This is a genomic window from Oceaniovalibus sp. ACAM 378 (genome assembly GCF_008085915.1).
GTDB lineage: Bacteria > Pseudomonadota > Alphaproteobacteria > Rhodobacterales > Rhodobacteraceae > Oceaniglobus.
The window spans coordinates 68814-88664 of the sequence record NZ_VSJK01000010.1 but is presented as its reverse complement, the minus strand read 5'-3'; the positions used below and the strand labels follow the sequence as shown (position 1 = coordinate 88664).

The following is a 19851-nucleotide window of genomic DNA, read 5'->3' as shown; positions in this document are numbered from 1 at the left end:
GCGTAACCGCATACCCACCCAAATATCCACGGAAATGATAAGGGGGGCCGCAGCCCCCCATTCATTGCGCTGAAGCTCAGCCTTGGGGATAGATCGGGAAATTGGCGCACATCGCCTCGACCTCGGCTTTGACCTTTGCCTCGACTCCTGCGTTACCGTCTTCGCCGTTTGCGGCCAATCCGTCGACCACCTGAACGATCCAGTCACCGATCTGGGTGAATTCCGCTGTGCCGAAGCCCCGTGTGGTGCCTGCAGGCGAACCCAGACGGATGCCCGACGTGATCGTCGGCTTTTCGTCGTCGAAGGGGATGCCGTTCTTGTTGCAGGTGATGTTCGCACGGCCCAGCGCGTCTTCGGTGGCGTTGCCCTTGACCCCTTTGGGGCGCAGATCGACCAGCACGACATGGGTGTCGGTGCCGCCGGTGACGATATCAAGTCCGCCTTCAATCAGCCGGGCAGCCAGTGCCTTGGCATTGGCGATGACCTGTTGCTGATAGATCTTGAATCCGGGTTCCAGCGCCTCGCCAAAGGCGACCGCTTTGGCGGCGATAACATGCATCAACGGGCCGCCCTGAATGCCGGGGAAGATCGCCGAGTTGAATTTCTTGGCCAACGCCTCGTCATTGGTCAGGATCATCCCGCCACGCGGGCCGCGCAATGTCTTGTGCGTGGTGGTTGTGGCCACATGGGCGTGGGGAAACGGCGAAGGATGCTCGCCTGCCGCCACCAACCCGGCAAAATGCGCCATGTCGACCAGCAGATAGGCGCCCACCATGTCGGCAATCGCCCGCATCCGCGCGAAATCGACCTGCCGGGGGATCGCCGATCCGCCCGCAATGATCAGCTTGGGCTGATGTTCCATGGCCTGCTGTTCAACCTGATCGTAGTCCAGCTCAAGCGTATCGCGCCGCACACCGTAATGCACCGCGTTGAACCATTTGCCCGACTGGTTGGGTTTGGCACCATGGGTCAGATGCCCGCCCGCATCCAGCGACATGCCCAGAATGGTGTCGCCGGGTTTGATCAGCGCGGTGAACACGCCCTGATTGGCCTGCGATCCCGAATGCGGCTGCACATTGACGAAGTCACAGCCGAACAGTTTGCGCGCCCGGGACATCGCCAGTTCTTCAACGATGTCGACATATTCGCAGCCACCATAGTACCGCCGTCCCGGATAACCTTCGGCGTATTTGTTGGTCAACACGGAGCCCTGTGCCTGCATGACGGCGCGCGACACGATATTTTCCGATGCGATCAATTCTATCTCGGTCTGCTGGCGGTGCATTTCCTGACCGATGGCGGCAAAGATATCTGCGTCGCGGGTTGAAAGGTCCTCGGTGAAGAAACCGGTGTCTTTGGGGCTGGCGGTCATGGCGCGTCTCCTGCTGTGGCTTGACACAGGGTGTATCGCACCGGTGGCAAACTCAAAAGACCTCAAAGCGCCACGATCTTCGGGATATGTCGCGCGATGGTGCCATTCTCGCAATCCGCAGACGGGCTTGTGTTTCCCGCTCTCGGCCCTAGGGTCGGCACGGGATCAGAAAAGGGGCAGATATGGCACGTGCCATCGCATTCGAGGCCAGCACGGCCCCCATCGCTCAGGAGGCGTGCGAACGTCTGCGCGGCAAGTTTGGCCATGCCGCCCCGGCCGAAGCATCGGTGATTGTGGCGCTGGGCGGCGACGGATTCATGCTTCAGACCCTGCATGCGACCGAATCGCTGGATGTGCCGGTCTATGGCATGAACCGCGGCACCATCGGGTTTCTGATGAACGAATATTCCGAAGACGACCTGCCAGAACGATTGGCGGCTGCGGTCGAAGAAGTGCTGAACCCGCTGACGATGGAGGCCACACGGACCGACGGCTCGCGCCACCGCGCCCTTGCGATCAACGAAGTCTCGCTGCTGCGCGCCGGACCCCAGGCCGCGAAATTGCGGATCAGCGTCGATGGCCGGGTGCGGATGGAGGAACTGGTCTGCGACGGGGCGCTGGTGGCAACGCCGGCAGGATCGACCGCTTATAATTATTCGGCTCACGGGCCGATCCTGCCGATCGGGGCCGATGTTCTGGCGCTGACGGCGATGTCGGCGTTTCGCCCCCGGCGTTGGCGCGGTGCGCTGCTGCCCAAGGCGGCGCGGGTGCGGATCGAGGTGCTGGAACCGGAAAAGCGCCCGGTGATGGCCGACGCCGACAGTCGCCAGTCGGTGCGCGATGTGGCCATGGTGGATGTTCGCAGCGACCCGGCTGTGCGCCACCGGCTGTTGTTCGATCCCGGGCACGGGCTGGAAGAGCGGCTGACCCGGGAACAGTTCATCTGAGCGAGTTTCAGGGCCTGCGTCGGCGTCAGTTTGCCGATTGGATTCATCATGAAAAATGTCATTTGATGCAGCAAGTTGCATCGGTAAGGGTGGCCTGAGTATCGGATCGATTCAGGATTTCACGCCATGAACTTTGCCGCACGCCTTGCGATCATATTTGCGATTGCCCCGCTTCTTCCCGTCACCTTTGCCCTTGCCATGGGCGCCCGCCAACCGGCCATCACCGCGTTGACCGGAGCCTCCTGTGAAATCATCGCCACACCCGCCGGCGACAAGACGGTTTATCAGGGCCGGATCACGCCCGATTCGGCGATGAAGGGGAAATACACCATGGAGATCGGGCAGGGGGCCGACGGTCGGGTCGCCAGCAGCAAATCCTCGGGCACCTTCGCGGCAGGCGCGGGCGAATCCGTGACTGTTGGACGGTCCAGCCTTGGCGGCATCGCCCTGAACGGCGGGACCGGCGCCAATATCGAGGCGTCGATGACCATTACCGTCGGTGGCGCCGCCATGCACTGCGCGCTGAGTGACCCAAAAGATATCTAAGCGATATCAGTAATTTAACCTCCTGATATCCGATAACAACCGGTCCGACATTCCATGACCGGGCGGTGATATTGCCTGTCCTGACCGATGGGTCCTTTCTGATCTGCATCGGCCCTGCACCGGGGCTGCCAGACACAAGGGATACCTGATCATGACCACGCTGAGCTTCCTTAAATCCGCCACCCTGTCGCTGACCCTGATTCTTGTTGCCGGATCGCCGGCCCTTGCCGGGGGCAACAAGGTGCGCATCGAGCAATGGGGCATCCAGAACGGCATTGGCGGCGGGCAAGCCGGGCATCGCAACCGGATGACCATCACTCAGGACGGCTGGCGCAACACCACCGTCGCCACTCAGGACGGCGCGCGCAACCGCACCGTTATCGGTCAGACCGGCACCAACAACCTGTCAGAATCGAGCCAGTCCGGGCGGTGCAACGTTCTGGGTGTGGCACAGTTCGGCAATGGCAATGCGGCGACAACCGATCAATCGGGGCGCTGCAACGCTTTGGGTGTGATCCAGGCGGGCAACGGCGGCAAAGCCAATGTGGTGCAGCGCGGACGCGGCAACATCGCCGTGATCGTGCAGGACTGACCACCAAAAGGGCGGTCGCAACCCTGTGGCCGCCCCACAACACCCGGAGATTGCCATGACCCACGCAAAAACCCTTGCCGCGTCGTTTTTGACCGGCCTTGCCCTGATCACTGTCGCCGCCATGCCGATCACCGCCGCAGGCACGGGCGGCGATACCTGTCAGCTGACCGTGTCGCCCACCTCGGGCGGCAGCAGGATCGTTGCAGTTTACCAAGGTGCGGCGGTCAACTCGGGCCAATGGCACCTGCGCCTGACCGCGCCGGGTGCCGACATTGATCAAAGCGGCGATTTTACCGCCCAACGTGGCGAGATCCTGACTTTGAGCGAGATCGAGCTTGGCTCCGGCCCTGCGCGCGTCAACGCCCCGGTCAACGCGCGGCTGACCGTGACTGTCGGGCGGCGTAAACTGATCTGTCCGGTGATTGCCGGGCCAATTCACCTGTAAGGAGAATCCCATGATCCGCCCCATCCTTCTTGCCGTGCTCATTGCTATCGCGACTGCCGTACCCCGGGCCGAGGCCGGATCGATCAGCCTTGGCTGGACACCGCACACCGCCGATCAGTCCGCCGGGGTCGAGGCAGCACTTCTGGCGTATTCCATAGCGAGAACCGTCAAGAATCGCGCTGAACTGCGCCAGAACGGCACCGGGTTGCGCGCCGCGATCCGCCAATCCGGGCGGGGCAACCGCGTGCTGATCGATCAGCGCGGCACCGGCCACACCGGAAGCATCGCCCAAAGTGGCAACGGCAATTACTTTGCCCTGTTTCAGCGCGGAGACGATGCAGAAGCAGATATCCACCAATGGGGCGGGCAGTTGGGGCTTATGCTGCAATACGGCTGGTAACCGGGCTCAACCCTTTTCCGGATATCCCAATGCAATCAGAGCCGTGACGATTTCATCAAGGATCGCCGGGTCTTCGATCGTCGCGGGCACCTTAAAAGGTTCATTATCCGCGATCTTTCCCATGACGCCGCGCAGGATTTTACCCGACCGGGTTTTTGGCAGCCGATCCACCACTTTGACCAGTCGGAACGCCGCCACCGGACCGATCCTGTCACGCACCAGCGCGATACACTCGGCTTCTACCTGATCGTGCGGCTTGTCGACGCCCTTGGTCAGGCAGATGAACCCCATGGGCAACTGACCCTTCAACCGATCCGCCACGCCGATGACCGCGCATTCGGCCACATCGGGGTGCGAGGCCAGAACTTCCTCCATCGCGCCGGTCGACAGGCGGTGTCCGGCGACGTTGATCACGTCATCGGTGCGCGCCATGACGAAAAGATATCCGTCACTGTCGAGGTATCCGGCGTCGCCGGTTTCATAGTATCCGGGAAAGCGCGACAGATAGGACTTCACGAACCTGTCCTCGGCCTGCCAAAGGGTTGGCACGGTGCCCGGCGGCAGCGGCAGTTTGATCGCGATGGCGCCCAGAGTGCCGTGGGGCACCTGTTGCCCGTCCTCGTCCAGCACCTGAATATCATAGCCCGGCATCGCCACCGTGGGCGATCCGACCTTTACCGGCAATGGCTGTATCCCTGCCGGGTTGCCCGCGATGGTGAAGCCAGTTTCAGTCTGCCACCAGTGGTCATAGACTGGCACGCCCAACTTTTCCTGCGCCCATTCGATCGTGTCCGGATCGGCCCGTTCGCCCGCCAGATATAGCGCCCTGAGACAGGATATGTCGTATTTCGCCAGTTCTTCCGCCTGCGGATCTTCGCGTTTGATCGCGCGGAACGCGGTGGGCGCGGTGAAAAAGCTGCGAACGTTATGTTCTGAAATCACCCGCCAGAATGTGCCCGCGTCGGGGGTGCCGACGGGCTTGCCCTCGAACAGGACGGTGGTGTTGCCGTGGATCAGCGGCGCATAGCAGATATAGGAATGTCCGACGACCCAGCCGACATCCGAGGCGGCCCAGAACACTTCGCCCGGATCGACGCCATAGATGCTTTTCATCGTCCAGTTCAGCGACACGAGATGCCCCGCGGTGGGCCGCACGACGCCTTTCGGCTGCCCGGTGGTGCCCGAGGTATACAGGATATACGCGGGGTGATCGCCCTCAACAGGCACGCAATCGGCGGGGGCCACACCCTGCTGGACCTCGTGCCAGTCGTAATCACGCCCGGAAATCAGATCGGCAGGCTGTTGATCGCGTTGCAGGATCACGCAGAATTCGGGCTTGTGGCGGGCCTGTTCGATTGCGCCGTCCAACAGCGGCTTATAGGGCACGATCCGCCCCGGTTCGATCCCGCAAGACGCGGCGATGACCGCTTTGGGGGTGGCATCATCAATCCGTGTGGCCAGTTCGCCGGCAGCAAAGCCACCAAAGACCACCGAATGGATCGCCCCGATCCGCGTGCAGGCCAGCATCGCGACCAACGCCTCGGGCACCATGGGCATATAGATGATCACCCGGTCGCCCTTGGTCACACCCTTGGCCGCAAGCGCACCGGCAAACAGCGCGGTCTGCTTTTGCAGCTCGGCATAGGTCGTGACGGATTTCGTGCCGGTCAGCGGACTGTCATAGATAATGGCCGCCTGATCGCCGCGCCCGTTGCGCACATGCCGGTCCACAGCATTGAAACAGGTATTGACCCGCGCATCGGCGAACCAAGTGTAAAGCGGCGCGCGGCTGTCATCCAACGCCCGGGTCGGCGCGACATCCCAGTCGATGGCCCGCGCCTGATCCATCCAGAATGCCTCGGGATCGGCCTGCCAGGCGGCATAGATATCGCGGTAGCTCATTGCAGGTTCCCTCTGTCGGTTGCGCCAAGCTTCGCGCAGCAGGGGCGCACGGGCAAGGGCCACCTGTAAAGGATGCACGCCGGACTTCGGAATATTTCGTCACCAAGGTCGCAAACCGATGATACATTTCCGTCAAACGTACCTATCTTCAAGAAAGGTGCGGCGCTGTGCCCGCCTTTTACAGAAGGTCACGTTGCCATGGGCGACAAGAATCCAAAGAAAAAGTTGAAACAGCCGTCGAAACCCGGTGGCGCGTCTGCAGCGGCGGCAAGCCCTGCTGCGGCCCCGGCAAAGGCCCCGGCCAAACCTCAGGGCGCGAAAAAATAGCATCCCGAGACATCGATAACCGCACCGGGGGGCAGACAGCCCCCCGGTCACAGAAAGATCCTGAAAAACCTCAGCCGTAGTGGGCGACCGGCGTGCCGGCCAGCGCGCTCATGTTCAGTAGTCCACGTGCGGTGATGGATGGCGTCACGATGTGGGCGCGGTTTCCCATACCCATCAGGATCGGTCCGACCTCCAGCCCGCCGGCCTTCATTTTCAGGATATTGCGAACGCCCGATGCGGCATCGGTATTGGCAAAGATCAGCACATTGGCCTGACCCGAAAAACGGCTGTTGGGATAGATCCGTTCGCGCAGCTCGGCGTTCAGGGCCGCATCGGTCTGCATCTCGCCCTCATAGGCAAAGTTGCGCGGTTCGGAATCAAGGATTTCGAGTGCGGCGCGCATCCTAATGCCGGTATCGCAGTCGAGGTTGCCAAACTGCGAATGGGAACACAGGGCGATCTTCGGCTCGACCCCGAACCGGCGCACATGCCGCGCCGCGCCGATCACCGAGTTGGCGATTTGCATCGGGGTCGGCGTCGGGTTCACCTGAGTGTCGGCAACGAACAGCGGGCCGTCTTCGAGAATCATCAGCGACAGCGCGCCGACGGGGTGCAGATCCGGTGTGCCCAGAATCTGTTCGATATAGTTGAGGTGCCACAGGAACTGTCCGAAGGTGCCGCAGATCATTGAATCGGCCTCGTCTCGGCGCACCATGATCGCGCCGATGGCGGTGGTGTTGGTGCGCATCGCCGCCTTGGCCAGATCGGGCGTAACGCCCTTGCGCTGCATTATTTCGTGATAGGTGCCCCAATAGTCGCGATAGCGCGGGTCGTTTTCCGGATTCACGATTTCAAAGTCGCGCCCCGGCCGGATCGCCAGACCGGCCCGTTCTGCCCGGCTTTCGATCACATCCGGGCGACCGATCAGGATCGGCTTGTCGGTGGTTTCCTCCAGCATGGCCGAGGCAGCGCGCAACACCCGCTCGTCCTCGCCTTCGGTGAAAACGATCCTCCGTTCGGCGGTGGCGGCTGCGTCGAACACCGGGCGCATGATCATCGCGGATTTGAAAACCGAACCGTCCAGTTTCGCCTTATAGGCGTCCAGATCGGCGATCGGTCGGCTGGCGACGCCGGTTTCCATCGCGGCCTTGGCGACCGCGCAGGCCACCACACCCATCAGGCGCGGATCAAAGGGTTTCGGGATCAGGTAATTGGGGCCAAAGGTCATCTGTTCGCCCTGATAGGCGGCTGCAGCCTCGGCCGAAGTGGTGGCGCGGGCCAGTGCGGCGATGCCTTCGATACAGGCGATCTTCATCTCGTCATTGATCTCGGTCGCGCCCACGTCCAGTGCGCCGCGAAAGATGAACGGAAAGCAAAGAACGTTGTTCACCTGATTGGGATAGTCGCTGCGCCCGGTGGCGATCAAAGCGCCGGGGGCGACAGCGCGCGCCTCGTCCGGGTCGATCTCGGGGTTGGGGTTGGCCAGCGCAAAAATCACCGGGTCGGTGGCCATCCGCGCGACCATCTCCTGTTTTAACACGCCGGGGCCGGACAGGCCCAGAAACAGGTCGGCGCCATCAATCACATCGGTCAGGCCGCGCGGCCCGCCCGGTTGAGCGAAAGCGGCCTTTTGCTCGGTCATGTCTTCCGTGCGGCCCGCGTGGACAAGGCCAACAATATCGCACAGCCAGACGTTTTCACGTTTCACGCCCAGTTTCACCAGCATGTTCAGGCAGGCGATGCCCGCCGCGCCGCCGCCGGTGGACACAACCTTGATATCCTCGAACCGTTTGCCGGCAACCCGCAGCGCATTGGTGGTGGCCGCGCCGACAACGATGGCGGTGCCATGCTGATCGTCGTGGAATACCGGAATATTCATCCGCTCGCGGCAGATCTTTTCGACGATGAAGCAATCCGGCGACTTGATGTCCTCAAGGTTGATCGCGCCAAAGGTCGGTTCAAGAGCACAGACAATATCAGCCAGCTTTTCGGGATCGTTCTCGTTCAGCTCGATATCGAAACAGTCGATATTGGCGAATTTCTTGAACAGGACGGCCTTGCCCTCCATCACCGGCTTGGACGCCAGTGCGCCGATGTTCCCAAGACCCAGAACCGCTGTTCCGTTGGTAACCACCGCAACCAGGTTGCCGCGCGAGGTATAATCACGGGCGGTTGCCGGATCGTTTTGAATCTCAAGACAGGCTTCGGCCACGCCCGGCGAATAGGCGCGTGCCAGATCCCGCCCGTTGGCAAGCGGCTTTGTGGCGCGAATCTCAAGCTTTCCGGGCTTGGGAAAGCGGTGATAGTCCAGCGCGGCCTGCCGCAAGGCTTGTTTCTTTGCATCGTCCATCGTGGGGCCTTTCGGATGTGGTCGGGCGTTCGACCATATCCAGCGGATCAGCGCCACTTGTCAAACGGTGATCCCAGGCAGGACTCCGTTCGGGGGCATGCGGGGCCATTTGTAAGTTCCGGGTGGCCGGGTGGCCGGGTGGCCGGGTATCTGTGTGCCGTGTTCACGGCCATGTTGGTGTCGAAAAAGACGCTGTTGCGGTGTTGGGCCAGAGACACGTCACCCATTCGCGCAATGTGGCAGTCGGGCAATGTGCCAACACCAGTGGGTCTCGGGTGATGTGTCGGTGGCTGTGTGTCAGTCGCGCAGTGTGTCGATTAGTTCCTGTGCTTCGGCGCGGGTCAGGCCGTCGTCGTATTTCTCGCCGCGTTTATTGCACAATGCGCGCAGCAATGCGGACTGCTTGATGGTCATCGGTTCGCTTCCCTGTGGGTCGGAGACCGGGATCGCTCCGATGGATGCTTTAGCGGCGATTGGAGTGGTTTCGTCGACGGGCATGTCGCGTCTCCTATACATTTCCTGTACATTTCGGGGTGTCAAAAGGATAACGTCTGGTGGTTGGGCGGGTTCCCCTTGCGCGCCACATGGGCAGCGGGCACCATGCCTGAAGGATCATCAAGGGAGGCTGGAATGAGCCTGAAAACCGCCGCGCGGCAGGCGCGAGAGAATGCACATGCGCCCTATTCCGGGTTCAAGGTGGGGGCGGCGATCCGCACGGCCTCGGGTGCCGTCTTTGTCGGCTGCAATGTCGAAAACGTCGCCTATCCCGAAGGCACCTGCGCCGAAGCGGGGGCAATCGCCGCCATGGTCGCTGCCGGAGAACGGGTGATCGCCGGGGCCTATGTGATCGCCGACAGTCCTTTGCCGGTGCCCCCCTGTGGCGGCTGCCGACAGAAACTGGCTGAATTCGCCCGGGGTGACGTGCCGGTCACCATGGCGACCACGGGCGGGCTGGCCGAAACGGTGACGGTGGCTGAACTGCTGCCGGGTGCCTTTAGTGCCGCGCATATGGACAACACCTGAATGATGGAGGCCCGCACCGTCATCGCCGACCTGCGGGCGGGCAGAATGCCCGACGGCGATGCCCTGCGCGGGTTTGCCGCCGGACTGGCCGATGGGCGGGTCAGCGATGCACAGGCGGGCGCATTCGCCATGGCCGCCTGCCTGTACGGGCTGGGCGAGGCGGGCTGTGTCGCGCTGACCCTCGGAATGCGCGACAGCGGCGATGTCCTGTCGTGGGATCTGCCCGGTCCGGTGGTCGACAAACATTCGACAGGCGGTGTTGGTGACCCTGTGTCGCTGATCCTGGCCCCGGCGCTGGCGGCGCTCGGGTGTTACGTTCCGATGATCTCGGGGCGAGGTCTGGGCCATTCGGGCGGCACGCTGGATAAACTCGAGGCGATTCCGGGTGTCGGCTGTGCGGTAGATGAGACGCGGTTTCGCGCCATCACCGGCGATGTCGGCTGTGCGATCGTGTCGGCCACAGGGCGGATCGCGCCCGCCGACAAGCGGCTTTATGCCGTGCGCGACGTGACGGCGACGGTGGACAGTATCGACCTGATCACCGCCTCGATCCTGTCAAAAAAGCTGGCTGGCGGCATCGGTGCGCTGGTGCTGGACGTGAAGGTCGGATCGGGCGCTTTTATGGCGTCGCCAAAGGCGGCTCGCGAGTTGGCGCGGCGGTTGGTCGATGTGGCGACCGGGGCCGGATGTGCTGCGACGGCGCTGATCACCGACATGAACCAGCCGCTTGCGCCCGCGCTGGGCAACGCATTGGAGATCCGCGAGGTGATGCGCGTACTGGAAGGCGCGCAGGACACGCCGCTGGCCCGGATTACGCTGGCGCTGGGGGCGGCTCTGCTGGTGCTGGCAGGGCAGGCGGATGACGAAGACGCGGCCAAGGCGAGGCTCGCCGCGACACTGGCCGACGGGCGTGCGCTGGAACGGTTCGCGCGGATGGTCGCGGGTCTTGGCGGACCGGTGGATTTCGCGGCGCGCTGGCGCGATCACCTGCCGGCCGCCCCGGTGCAGCGCGCCGTGCCAGCCGCCGATAACGGATATGTCGCCGACATTGACGGAGTCGCGCTGGGCATGGCGGTGGTGCGGTTGGGCGGTGGGCGGCTGGTCGAAACTGACGCCATCAACCCCGCTGTGGGTCTTTCGAATGTGGTGCGATTGGGCGATACCATCCGTAAGGGCGATCCGCTGGCCATTGTCCATGCTGCCGATGATGCCGCCGCCGACCGGGCGGTGGTGTCGGTGCAGGCGGCCATCACCATCGGCGCAATGCCCACCCTGCCGTCGCTGATTCACGAAAGGTTGCCCTGATGCCCCGTGCCATCCTGATTGTTCTGGATTCCGTCGGCTGCGGCGGTGCCCCCGATGCCGCCGACTTTGGCGATGCGGGTGCCAATACGCTGGCCCATATCGCGCAGGAGTGTGCTGCGGGGCGGGCCGATGACGGGCGCAGAGGTCCGCTGCATCTTCCCAATCTCGACGCGCTGGGGCTGGGGGCGGCAGTGCGCCTTGCCTCGGGCGATGAAACCCCGGGGCTGAGTGCCACGCCGGCGGGCCGTTGGGGCGCTGCGACCGAAGTGTCGCGGGGCAAGGACACGCCCTCGGGCCATTGGGAACTGGCAGGCGTTCCGGTGCCATGGGACTGGACCTATTTTCCCGACACCGACCCCGCCTTCGCGCCCGATCTGGTGGCGCAAGTCTGTGCAATGGCGGGCACCGATGGCATTCTGGGCAACTGCCATGCCTCGGGAACTCTGATCATTGACCGGCTGGGCGACGAACATGTGAAAACCGGCTGGCCGATCTGCTATACTTCCGCGGACAGCGTGTTTCAGATTGCCGCCCACGAAGAGGTGTTCGGGCTGGAGCGGCTGCATGGCCTGTGCAAAACGCTGGCGCCGGTGTTGCATGCCATGCGGGTGGGCCGGGTCATCGCGCGGCCTTTCATCGGGGAAACCGGCGAATTTATCCGCACGCCGCACCGCCGCGACTTTGCCATGGCGCTGCCCGAACCGGGATTGTGCGACTGGGTGCAGGCGGCGGGGGGCCGGGTGCATGGAGTGGGCAAGATCGGCGATATATTTTCCATGCAGGGAATCGACACATCCGACAAGGGTGACGATGCGACCCTGCTGGAAGCTCTGGCACGGCGCATCGACACTGCCGATGATAAATCGCTGATTTTTGCCAATTTTGTGGAATTCGACAGTGTCTATGGCCATCGGCGCGATGTGGCCGGTTATGCCCGGCATCTTGAGTGGTTTGACGCAGCCCTTTCCGGGCTGTTGGCGCGCCTTCGCAGCGACGACATATTGCTGATCACCGCCGATCATGGCAACGACCCCACATGGCGCGGTACCGAACATACCCGCGAGCGGGTTCCGGTGCTGGTTGCCGGACCTGAATTCAACGCGGGCGAGATCGGACATTGCGCATTTGTCGATGTCGCTGCCAGCGTCGCGGCCCATCTGGGCATAACCGCCCCGCGCGGAAGGAGCTTTTTGTGACCCTGTCATCCCGGCCCAAGATCGAACTGCACCTGCATCTGGAAGGGGCGGCGCCACCGGCGTTTATCCGTGGTCTCGCGCAGGAAAAGCGAATCGACATCTCAAAGATTTTCGATGATCGCGGCAATTATCGGTTCGCCGATTTTGGCGATTTCCTGCGGGTGTACGAAGCTGCGACAAGCGTTTTGACCACGCCGCGGGATTACGCACGTCTGGTCACTGCGGTTCTGGAGCAAAGCGCGGCGCATGGGGTGGTATATTGCGAAACCTTCCTGTCGCCGGATTTCTGCGGCGGGCGCGATCTGGGCGCATGGCGCGAATACCTGCATGCGATGACCGAGGCGGCAGCCGCCGCCGAAACGGCAGAGGGCATTGTTCTGCGCGGCATTGTCACGCCGATCCGCCATTTCGGCCCTGAAAAAGCCCGCCAAACCGCCTTTTGCGCGGCGGAAACAGCGGGTGCATTCATCGTCGGGTTGGGCATTGGTGGCGACGAGATGTCGGGCCACCCCAAGGATTTTGCCTGGGGCTTTGACATGGCGCGCGAGGCGGGTTTGCACCTGACCGCCCATGCGGGCGAATGGGGCGGGCCGCAATCCGTGCAGGACGTGCTGGACCACCTCAAGGTTACGCGCATCGGCCATGGTGTGCGCGCCATCGAGGATCTGGCCCTGGTCGACCGGCTGGCCGAAAAAGGCATCGTGCTTGAGGTCTGCCCGGGATCGAATATCGCCCTGGGCGTTTACCCAAGCTGGCGCGACCACCCGATCGAAAAACTACGCGAACGGGGGGTGAAGGTGACCGTATCCACCGACGATCCGCCGTTCTTTCACACCACGATGACGCATGAGTATGACCGGCTTGCCGAGACGTTCGGCTGGGAAGAAGAAATATTCACCGAAGTCGAACAAACCGCGCTGGCCGCCGCTTTTTGCGACGAACCCACCCGCAAAGCCATTGCCAAGAAACTGGAACAGCCATGACCGATCACCTGACAATCGTCCGCCACCCGCTGGTGCAGCACAAGCTCACAATCATGCGCGACAAGGACACCTCGACCGCCGTATTTCGTCAGCTTTTGCGCGAGATCAGCCAACTTCTGGCCTATGAGATCACTGCCAATCTGGCGATGACCACGCGGCGGATCGAAACGCCCATGTGCGAGATGGACGCGCCGGTGCTGGACGGGCGCAAGCTGGCGCTGGTGTCGATCTTGCGGGCGGGTAACGGACTGCTGGACGGCATTCTCGAGTTGGTGCCCTCGGCCCGTGTGGGCTTTGTTGGACTTTACCGCGATGAAGAAACGCTTCAGCCGGTGGAGTATTACTGCAAGCTGCCGTCGGAACTGAACGAGCGTTTGGTGATCGCGGTCGATCCGATGCTGGCGACGGGCAATTCGTCGGTGGCCGCCGTTGATCTGCTGAAAAAGGCGGGGGCGCGCGATATCCGGTTTCTGTGTCTGCTGGCCGCACCCGAAGGCGTGGCGCGGATGAAAGAGGCGCATCCCGATGTGCCGATTGTCACGGCGGCGCTGGATGAACGGCTGAACGAAAAAGGCTATATCGTTCCGGGACTGGGCGATGCGGGCGACCGGATGTTCGGGACGAAATAGGCGATCGGGACGCAGAGGGAGAATTGGCTTTACGGCACCGGGTGTCACTGCGATATTCGGTGAAATTCAATGTGTGGGGGCACTTGATGACACCGAAGACGACCATTTTCGCGCTGCTGCTTGGCGTATCCGCGTTTACCTTTTTGCCGGTGCCGCCGGCGATTGCGCAATCGGTGGACAATCTGCAACCTGCTGAATTTCCGCCCGAGTCATTCAATGGGCACCAATATGTCGACAGCAAGGGATGTGTGTTCATCCGTGCCGGGATCGACGGTGCAATCACATGGATTCCCCGGGTCACGCGCAAGCGCAGCGCGCTTTGTGGGTTCAAGCCTTCATTGGCTGGCAGTGCCATTGCCGACCTGCCGGTGATCCCCGATCCGGCACCGCGTATTGCCGCGGCACCTGCCGCCCCGGTTCGTGCCCCGAACGTGGTCAAACCGGTCCGGCCGTCGATGACCCATGCCCCGACGCCTGCACCCGTCGCTGCGCGTCCCACTGCGGGCTTGGTGCATCACCCGATCCCCCTGAACAAAGCGGTTGGTTCCGTTCGCGCAGGCAGCCACGGGCAGAAGCCACAGATCCTTGCCCCCGATGCGACGCCCGCACCTGTTGCGGCCCCCGCCGCGATCCGCGCTGCGGGACTGTACGAGGGGCAGGTGCTGACCGCGCCGCCGGTTGGTCAGGTGCGCGTGCCCAAAGGGTACCGCCCGGCGTGGGATGACGGGCGGTTGAATCCCGACAGGGGCAAACAAACATTGCAGGGCGCGTTGCAGACCGCATTGATCTGGACCCAGACTGTGCCCCGCCGACTGGTCGATGAAACCGGGCGCGACATGACGCGCGAATATAACTATCTGGTCTTCCCCTATACGGATTACGCCAAGCAGCAACGCGATCTTGCAGGCGGACAGCATATTGTGGTGCGCACTGGTGGAGGTGACAGGTTTATCGTCGCCAAAGACCGGCTGAGCGTGTCACCGACCACCGGGAAGACGGTTCTTTCGTCGAAATCCCCCGCGCCGCGCCAACCCGCAGTCGTGGCAGCAAAACAACCGGTCAATGCGGTCGCTCGCCCGGCTCCTCAAGGGGTGGTCGGACGGTTTGTGCAGGTGGGTACATTTGCACAGGGCTCCAACGCCAATGCGACGGCGGCCCGATTGCAGCGCGCCGGATTGCCGGTGCAGATCGGTGCGGTCAACCGGGGCGGACGGGCGTTGCAGATTGTTCTGGCAGGACCGTTCCCCAATCCGTCACAGGCGCAATCGGCCCTGTCATCGGTGCATCGCGCCGGGTTCGCGGATGCATTCCTGCGCAATTAAGGCCCGAGTGATCCCCGCCGCTGGGATCACTCGCCGCAGATCCCCTGAAGCGTGACCCACTGGCCATCGGTCAGAATGATCCGCCCTTCGCGGCCCGCCATTGGATCGCCTTCGATCAGCGGCAGGGTCGCCTCGCCGGTGATATCCCGGGCATAGGCATAGGCGGTCGATCCCACCTCGGCCAACCGGAACCGCTCAAGAAGGTCTTCCGGTTCCAATGGCGCGGGCGGTTGGATCAGCAGCGCTTCGGCATAGGATTCAAGCGTTTCGACGTCCATCCGGCCGCTGATCAGCAGGCGGAACGCGGAAAACGTTCCGGTGGTCAGCAACAGCCGTTCCAGCGGGTCAAGGACGCGGGCGCGTTCATCTTCGGCCAGAATGAAACCGGCGACGGGGGCGGGGCCTTCGAAATCCTCGATCAATGCGCGGTTCAGCAGGATGTAACCGCCGGGCAGATGTTCCGACGATGCGACGCCGCGCGACAGCACGATCAGTCGCACCTTGCGATCCGGCAGCAGCCGGGCCGCCAGGGTGTTGAGCGTATCAGTACCATCCGGTGCGGCGCAGGGACGGCCCGCAACCCGCTGGATTGTCTCGAGCAACTGCGCCCCGATATAGGCGCGCACGGCGGGCGGCACCACCATGATCGTGTGGCGGATCATCGCGCCGGGCAGCCAGAAGATCGCCAGTCCGGCGACCACTGCCAGCGATCCGGCGGTGATATAATAGCGCAGACGCCCGCGCCGGGGGCGGTTTCTTTCCACCACGCGGCGCACTTTTTCGATGGCGTCGATCATCGTATCGTCGTCCAGCTCCAGCCGTTCGTCTGCATCGGCACCGGGGGTAAACACGGCAGGGCGGATGCCGGGGTTCAGCCGTTCGAGCGCCGCCAGCGACCAGTGGGTCAGTGCCCGGTCGTTCATGTCGAAGATTGCCAGCGTCGCATCGCCCACCGACACCACGACGTCACGACGCTGGGCATCGGGCCCCGCGTGCCAGATGCCTGTCGATTCAAGCCGATCAAAGTCCTTTAGCGCTGTCATGTACCTGCCGGGCGGGTCGTGGCGTCCGCCTCACTGTCATTATTGCGGCGGACATTAGGGCATCGTGTCCCGGGTGCCAATCGCTTGCGGCGCTGGCTGCGCGGCCAATTACGGTTCGGCTCCACGCAAGCGGGTATCAAAGCGTTCTGGCCTGCGCACGCAGTTCGAATTTCTGGATCTTTCCGGTGGACGTCTTGGGTAATTCGCCGAAAACCACCCGCTTGGGCACCTTGAACCCCGCCAGACGGGTACGGACGAAGGCGATCAACTCGTCCGCATCAACCACCGCATCTCGTTTCAGTTCGATAAAGGCACAGGGCACTTCGCCCCAGCGGTCGTCTGGCTGCGCCACCACAGCACAGAGAGAAACGGCAGGGTGATGCATCAGCGCGCCTTCAATTTCGACCGAACTGACGTTTTCGCCGCCCGAGATGATGATGTCCTTGGCGCGGTCGACAATCTGCATATGCCCGTCGGGATGGCGCACGGCGAGATCGCCGGAGTGGAAATAGCCGCCCTTGAAGGCCTCGGCGGTGGCGTCGGGGTCGCGATAATACCCTTTCATCACCGAATTGCCGCGCATGACGATTTCCCCTTGGGTGGTGGCATCGGCGGGCACCTCGGACATGTCTTCGGCGACGACGGTAATATGCTCCATCATCGGCATCTCGACGCCTTGCCGCGCCTTGCGGGCGGCGCGGTCTTCGAGGCTCAGGTCGTCCCATGCGCCGTCATTCCACAGACATTCGGTGACATGGCCATAGGTTTCGGTCAGCCCGTACACATGGGTCACGTTGAACCCCAGCTTTTCGATCGCAGCCAGTGTTGCCGCCGCGGGTGGGGCACCTGCGGTGAACACCTCGACCGGTTGCGCAAAGGTACGGCGGTCGGTTTCAACCGCGTTGACGAGCAGATTCAGCACGATTGGCGCACCGCCGAAGAAGCCCACACCTTCGTCCGCCAGCGCGGCATAGATCGCAGTAGCGGTGACATCGCGGCAGCAGACGACGCAGCCGCCAAGCACCGGCAACATCCATGTGTGGTTCCAGCTGTTGCAATGGAACAGTGGCACGATGGTCAGCAGCCTTGGGTACAGGGTCATCCGCCAGGACACGATCGTGCCCATGGTCATCAGATACGCACCCCGGTGATGATACACGACCCCCTTGGGCCGCCCCGTGGTGCCCGAAGTGTAATTCAGCGCAAGGCTTTCCCACTCATCCACGGGCATGATCCAAGGGGTGTCGGCAGCCCCCCGCGCCAGCAGATCGTCAAAGGTCATGTGCCGCCCCGTGGCCGGATATCCGGCGGCATCGTCCTGCACCTCGATCAGGATCGGCGGAGCGGGCAGGGTGGCAATGGCGGTTTCGGCCAGTGCGATGAACTGACTGTCGGCAATCAGGATCTTTGCCCCGCCGTGGCCAAGGATATAGCTGACGGTGTCGGGCTCCAGCCGGATATTGATGGTGTTCAGCACAGCACCGGCGGCGGGCACGCCAAAATGCGCGATCACCTGTCCGGGCAGGTTCGGGATCAGCGTTGCCACCACATCGCCGGGTGCAATGCCCATGGCGGCCAACCCTCCGGCCATGCGCGACACATCGGCGTGATAGGCGGCATAGGTCCAGCGGCGAGATCCGTAAACCAGCGCCTCGCGGTCGGGAAACACGCGGGCGGCGCGGGCAAGGTGAGACAGGGGCGTCAGTGGCACATGATTGGCGGCACAACGCTCCAGCCCGGCTTCATCTTGCATCCAGCCCATTGTTTCTCCCTTGCGAAACGATTTAACTCGGTGTGCCCCGTCAGTATTGCCGGGCGGCAACCGGGATGGAAGCGATTTCATGTCAATCAGAGTCATCACACTGGCGTCACCGGTTCTGGCGGCGCTGTTTGTTGTTACGGGAATGGCGATCCTCGGGTTGATCGACAACCTGATCCCGATGATCACCGAAGATATCGGGCTGTGGCAGTTTCAGGCGCTGCGCAGCGTCGTCGGACTGCCGGTGCTGGTATGCGTCGCAACCATTCTGGGTAGGCGGGTGGTGCCCCGGTCCTTTCGCGCTGTTGCATTGCGCAGTTTGCTGACCGGCAGCGGATTGCTGGTGTATTTCGCCTGTTTGGCGTTTCTGCCCATCGGACAGGTGGCGGCGGGGCTGTTCACCGCGCCGGTGTTTGTGATCCTGATATCGCGTTTCGGTCTGGGTGAACAGATCGGCGCGTGGCGCTTGGGGGCGGTGGGGCTGGGGTTCTTCGGCATCCTTTTGGTGCTGCGGCCAGGACTGGGCACCGGGTCGGGCTGGCTGTCGGTCGCGCCGGTGCTGAGCGGTGCACTTTATGGTGCAGGCGCGGTGGTCACGCGGCGGCTGTGTGGACAGGAAACAATGGAAACGCTGCTGGCGGGGTTCTTTGGCGTACTCGGGTTGTGGGGCGTGCTGGGTCTGATTCTGCTGCCTGCGGGTGGTGAAGGCTGGATTGCCTCGGGCTGGAGCGGGAGTCCCAGCGGGGCGGTCTGGGCGGTGATCGTTGTACAGGCGCTGGGATCACTGATCGCAGTGGGAATGGTTATTCGTGGCTATCTGACCGGCGATCCGGCACATATGGCGGTCTGCGAATATTCGCTGCTGATCTTTGCCGCGCTCTGGGCCTTTGCGCTGCGGGGCGAAACCGTGGATGCTCTGGAGCTGGCCGGAATGGCCTGTATCATCGGCGCGGGCGTGGTGATCACCCTGCGCAAGGAACCGGCGACATGATCGTATCCCCCGGACGGCGATATATCTTCGTTCACGCGCCAAAAACCGGCGGCACCGCCTTGTCGCTGGCGCTGGAATCGCGGGCGATGAAGGACGACATCCTGATCGGCGACACCCCCAAGGCCAAGCGGCGTAGGGCGCGGTTGAAGGGGGCCGTCACCCGGGGCAGGTTGTGGAAACACTCGACCCTGGCAGACATCGAAGGGCTGCTGTCGCAGAGTGAATTGGACGCGATGCAGGTGGTGACTCTGGTGCGCAATCCTTGGGACCGGGTCGTCAGTTACTATCACTGGCTGCGGGAGCAGACATTCGATCACCCGGCGGTGCATCTGGCGTTTGCACAGGATTTCCCGGGGTTTCTGCGCCATCCCGAGACATGCCGCACCCTCAGCGCCGCGCCCTTTGGGGCCTATGTGACCGGGTCGGACGGGGTTGAACGCCCGACATTGTTCCTGCGGCTTGAACATCTCGACACCGATCTGGCCGCATTCGAGGCGCATCTGGGGTTCACCCTGTCGCCATTGCAGCGCGTCAATGCCTCAAACCGCCCGGCAGACTGGCGCGCGGTCCATACCGACGAGACCCTCGAAATCACCGCGCGTATCTGTGCCCGTGACATTGCGCGGTTCGGATACCGGTTCTGATCCGGGCTGCGGCAAAAACCGTCGATATCCAGAAATTGTCACAAACCCGCCGAATTGCCGTCGCAACGAAAGGTA

The 19851-nt window shown here is 62.8% G+C and carries 19 protein-coding genes; 13 read left to right on the top strand and 6 right to left on the bottom strand.

The window, feature by feature from the left end; all coding sequences use genetic code 11:
- Nucleotides 1-76: 76 nt before the first annotated feature.
- The gene (gene glyA / locus FQ320_RS14690; RefSeq protein WP_148473543.1) at nt 77-1372 is read right to left on the bottom strand and encodes a serine hydroxymethyltransferase; all 1296 of its coding nucleotides are present in this window, start codon (nt 1370-1372) and stop codon (nt 77-79) included.
- A 182-nt stretch (nt 1373-1554) separates the two neighbouring features.
- Between glyA and FQ320_RS14685 the strand changes: the two genes are divergently transcribed.
- The 5 genes from FQ320_RS14685 to FQ320_RS14665 all read left to right on the top strand — a co-directional run bounded on the left by FQ320_RS14685 (nt 1555) and on the right by FQ320_RS14665 (nt 4302).
- Complete coding sequence (locus FQ320_RS14685; RefSeq protein ID WP_148473541.1) at nt 1555-2319, top strand: NAD kinase; 765 nt, start codon at nt 1555-1557, stop codon at nt 2317-2319.
- 126 nt (nt 2320-2445) lie between these two features.
- Nucleotides 2446-2865: a curli-like amyloid fiber formation chaperone CsgH gene (csgH, locus tag FQ320_RS14680; RefSeq protein ID WP_148473539.1), complete on the top strand. Its 420-nt coding sequence runs from the start codon at nt 2446-2448 to the stop codon at nt 2863-2865.
- Nucleotides 2866-3016: 151 nt separating this feature from the next.
- Nucleotides 3017-3457 (top strand): curlin, encoded by a 441-nt coding sequence (locus FQ320_RS14675; protein WP_148473537.1) that lies wholly within the window; start codon nt 3017-3019, stop codon nt 3455-3457.
- 55 nt (nt 3458-3512) lie between these two features.
- Nucleotides 3513-3902 carry a curli-like amyloid fiber formation chaperone CsgH gene (csgH, locus tag FQ320_RS14670; protein ID WP_148473535.1) on the top strand — a complete coding sequence of 130 codons (390 nt, stop codon included), beginning with the start codon at nt 3513-3515 and terminating at the stop codon, nt 3900-3902.
- Between the two features lie 10 nt (nt 3903-3912).
- Nucleotides 3913-4302, top strand: a complete 390-nt coding sequence (locus FQ320_RS14665; RefSeq protein ID WP_148473533.1) for a hypothetical protein — start codon at nt 3913-3915, stop codon at nt 4300-4302.
- A 6-nt stretch (nt 4303-4308) separates the two neighbouring features.
- Here the strand turns inward: FQ320_RS14665 and FQ320_RS14660 are convergent, their stop codons facing one another.
- The 3 genes from FQ320_RS14660 to FQ320_RS14650 form a co-directional block, all read right to left on the bottom strand.
- The gene (locus FQ320_RS14660; protein ID WP_148473531.1) at nt 4309-6204 is read right to left on the bottom strand and encodes a propionyl-CoA synthetase; all 1896 of its coding nucleotides are present in this window, start codon (nt 6202-6204) and stop codon (nt 4309-4311) included.
- 397 nt (nt 6205-6601) lie between these two features.
- Complete coding sequence (locus FQ320_RS14655) at nt 6602-8881, bottom strand: NADP-dependent malic enzyme (RefSeq protein ID WP_148473529.1); 2280 nt, start codon at nt 8879-8881, stop codon at nt 6602-6604.
- A 297-nt stretch (nt 8882-9178) separates the two neighbouring features.
- Entirely contained in the window at nt 9179-9379 is a 201-nt protein-coding gene (locus FQ320_RS14650; RefSeq protein WP_187393911.1) for a DUF3072 domain-containing protein, read from the bottom strand.
- Nucleotides 9380-9511: 132 nt separating this feature from the next.
- Here FQ320_RS14650 and cdd point away from each other — a divergent pair, with 132 nt between their 5' ends.
- From cdd to FQ320_RS14620, 6 genes are all read left to right on the top strand, one after another.
- A complete protein-coding gene (gene cdd / locus FQ320_RS14645; protein ID WP_148473526.1) occupies nt 9512-9904 on the top strand; it encodes a cytidine deaminase in 393 nt (130 codons plus the stop codon).
- A gap of 3 nt (nt 9905-9907) precedes the next feature.
- On the top strand, nt 9908-11209 hold the full coding sequence (locus FQ320_RS14640) for a thymidine phosphorylase (RefSeq protein ID WP_148473789.1): 1302 nt from the start codon (nt 9908-9910) through the stop codon (nt 11207-11209).
- Complete coding sequence (locus FQ320_RS14635) at nt 11209-12405, top strand: phosphopentomutase (protein ID WP_148473524.1); 1197 nt, start codon at nt 11209-11211, stop codon at nt 12403-12405. Before FQ320_RS14640 ends, FQ320_RS14635 begins: the two co-directional genes overlap by 1 nt.
- The gene (locus FQ320_RS14630; protein ID WP_255509520.1) at nt 12402-13388 is read left to right on the top strand and encodes an adenosine deaminase; all 987 of its coding nucleotides are present in this window, start codon (nt 12402-12404) and stop codon (nt 13386-13388) included. Before FQ320_RS14635 ends, FQ320_RS14630 begins: the two co-directional genes overlap by 4 nt.
- The gene (gene upp / locus FQ320_RS14625; RefSeq protein ID WP_148473522.1) at nt 13385-14017 is read left to right on the top strand and encodes a uracil phosphoribosyltransferase; all 633 of its coding nucleotides are present in this window, start codon (nt 13385-13387) and stop codon (nt 14015-14017) included. The genes FQ320_RS14630 and upp overlap by 4 nt, the downstream gene beginning before the upstream one ends.
- Before the next feature lie 86 nt (nt 14018-14103).
- Complete coding sequence (locus FQ320_RS14620) at nt 14104-15339, top strand: SPOR domain-containing protein (RefSeq protein WP_148473520.1); 1236 nt, start codon at nt 14104-14106, stop codon at nt 15337-15339.
- 26 nt (nt 15340-15365) lie between these two features.
- Here the strand turns inward: FQ320_RS14620 and FQ320_RS14615 are convergent, their stop codons facing one another.
- Complete coding sequence (locus FQ320_RS14615) at nt 15366-16382, bottom strand: hypothetical protein (RefSeq protein ID WP_148473518.1); 1017 nt, start codon at nt 16380-16382, stop codon at nt 15366-15368.
- 136 nt (nt 16383-16518) lie between these two features.
- A complete protein-coding gene (locus FQ320_RS14610) occupies nt 16519-18144 on the bottom strand; it encodes an AMP-binding protein (protein ID WP_148473516.1) in 1626 nt (541 codons plus the stop codon).
- Between the two features lie 79 nt (nt 18145-18223).
- Between FQ320_RS14610 and FQ320_RS14605 the strand changes: the two genes are divergently transcribed.
- Together FQ320_RS14605 and FQ320_RS14600 are read left to right on the top strand one after the other, a co-directional pair.
- Nucleotides 18224-19132 carry a DMT family transporter gene (locus FQ320_RS14605; RefSeq protein ID WP_148473514.1) on the top strand — a complete coding sequence of 303 codons (909 nt, stop codon included), beginning with the start codon at nt 18224-18226 and terminating at the stop codon, nt 19130-19132.
- Nucleotides 19129-19776 carry a sulfotransferase family 2 domain-containing protein gene (locus FQ320_RS14600; protein ID WP_148473512.1) on the top strand — a complete coding sequence of 216 codons (648 nt, stop codon included), beginning with the start codon at nt 19129-19131 and terminating at the stop codon, nt 19774-19776. The genes FQ320_RS14605 and FQ320_RS14600 overlap by 4 nt, the downstream gene beginning before the upstream one ends.
- The last annotated feature ends 75 nt before the right edge of the window (nt 19777-19851 follow it).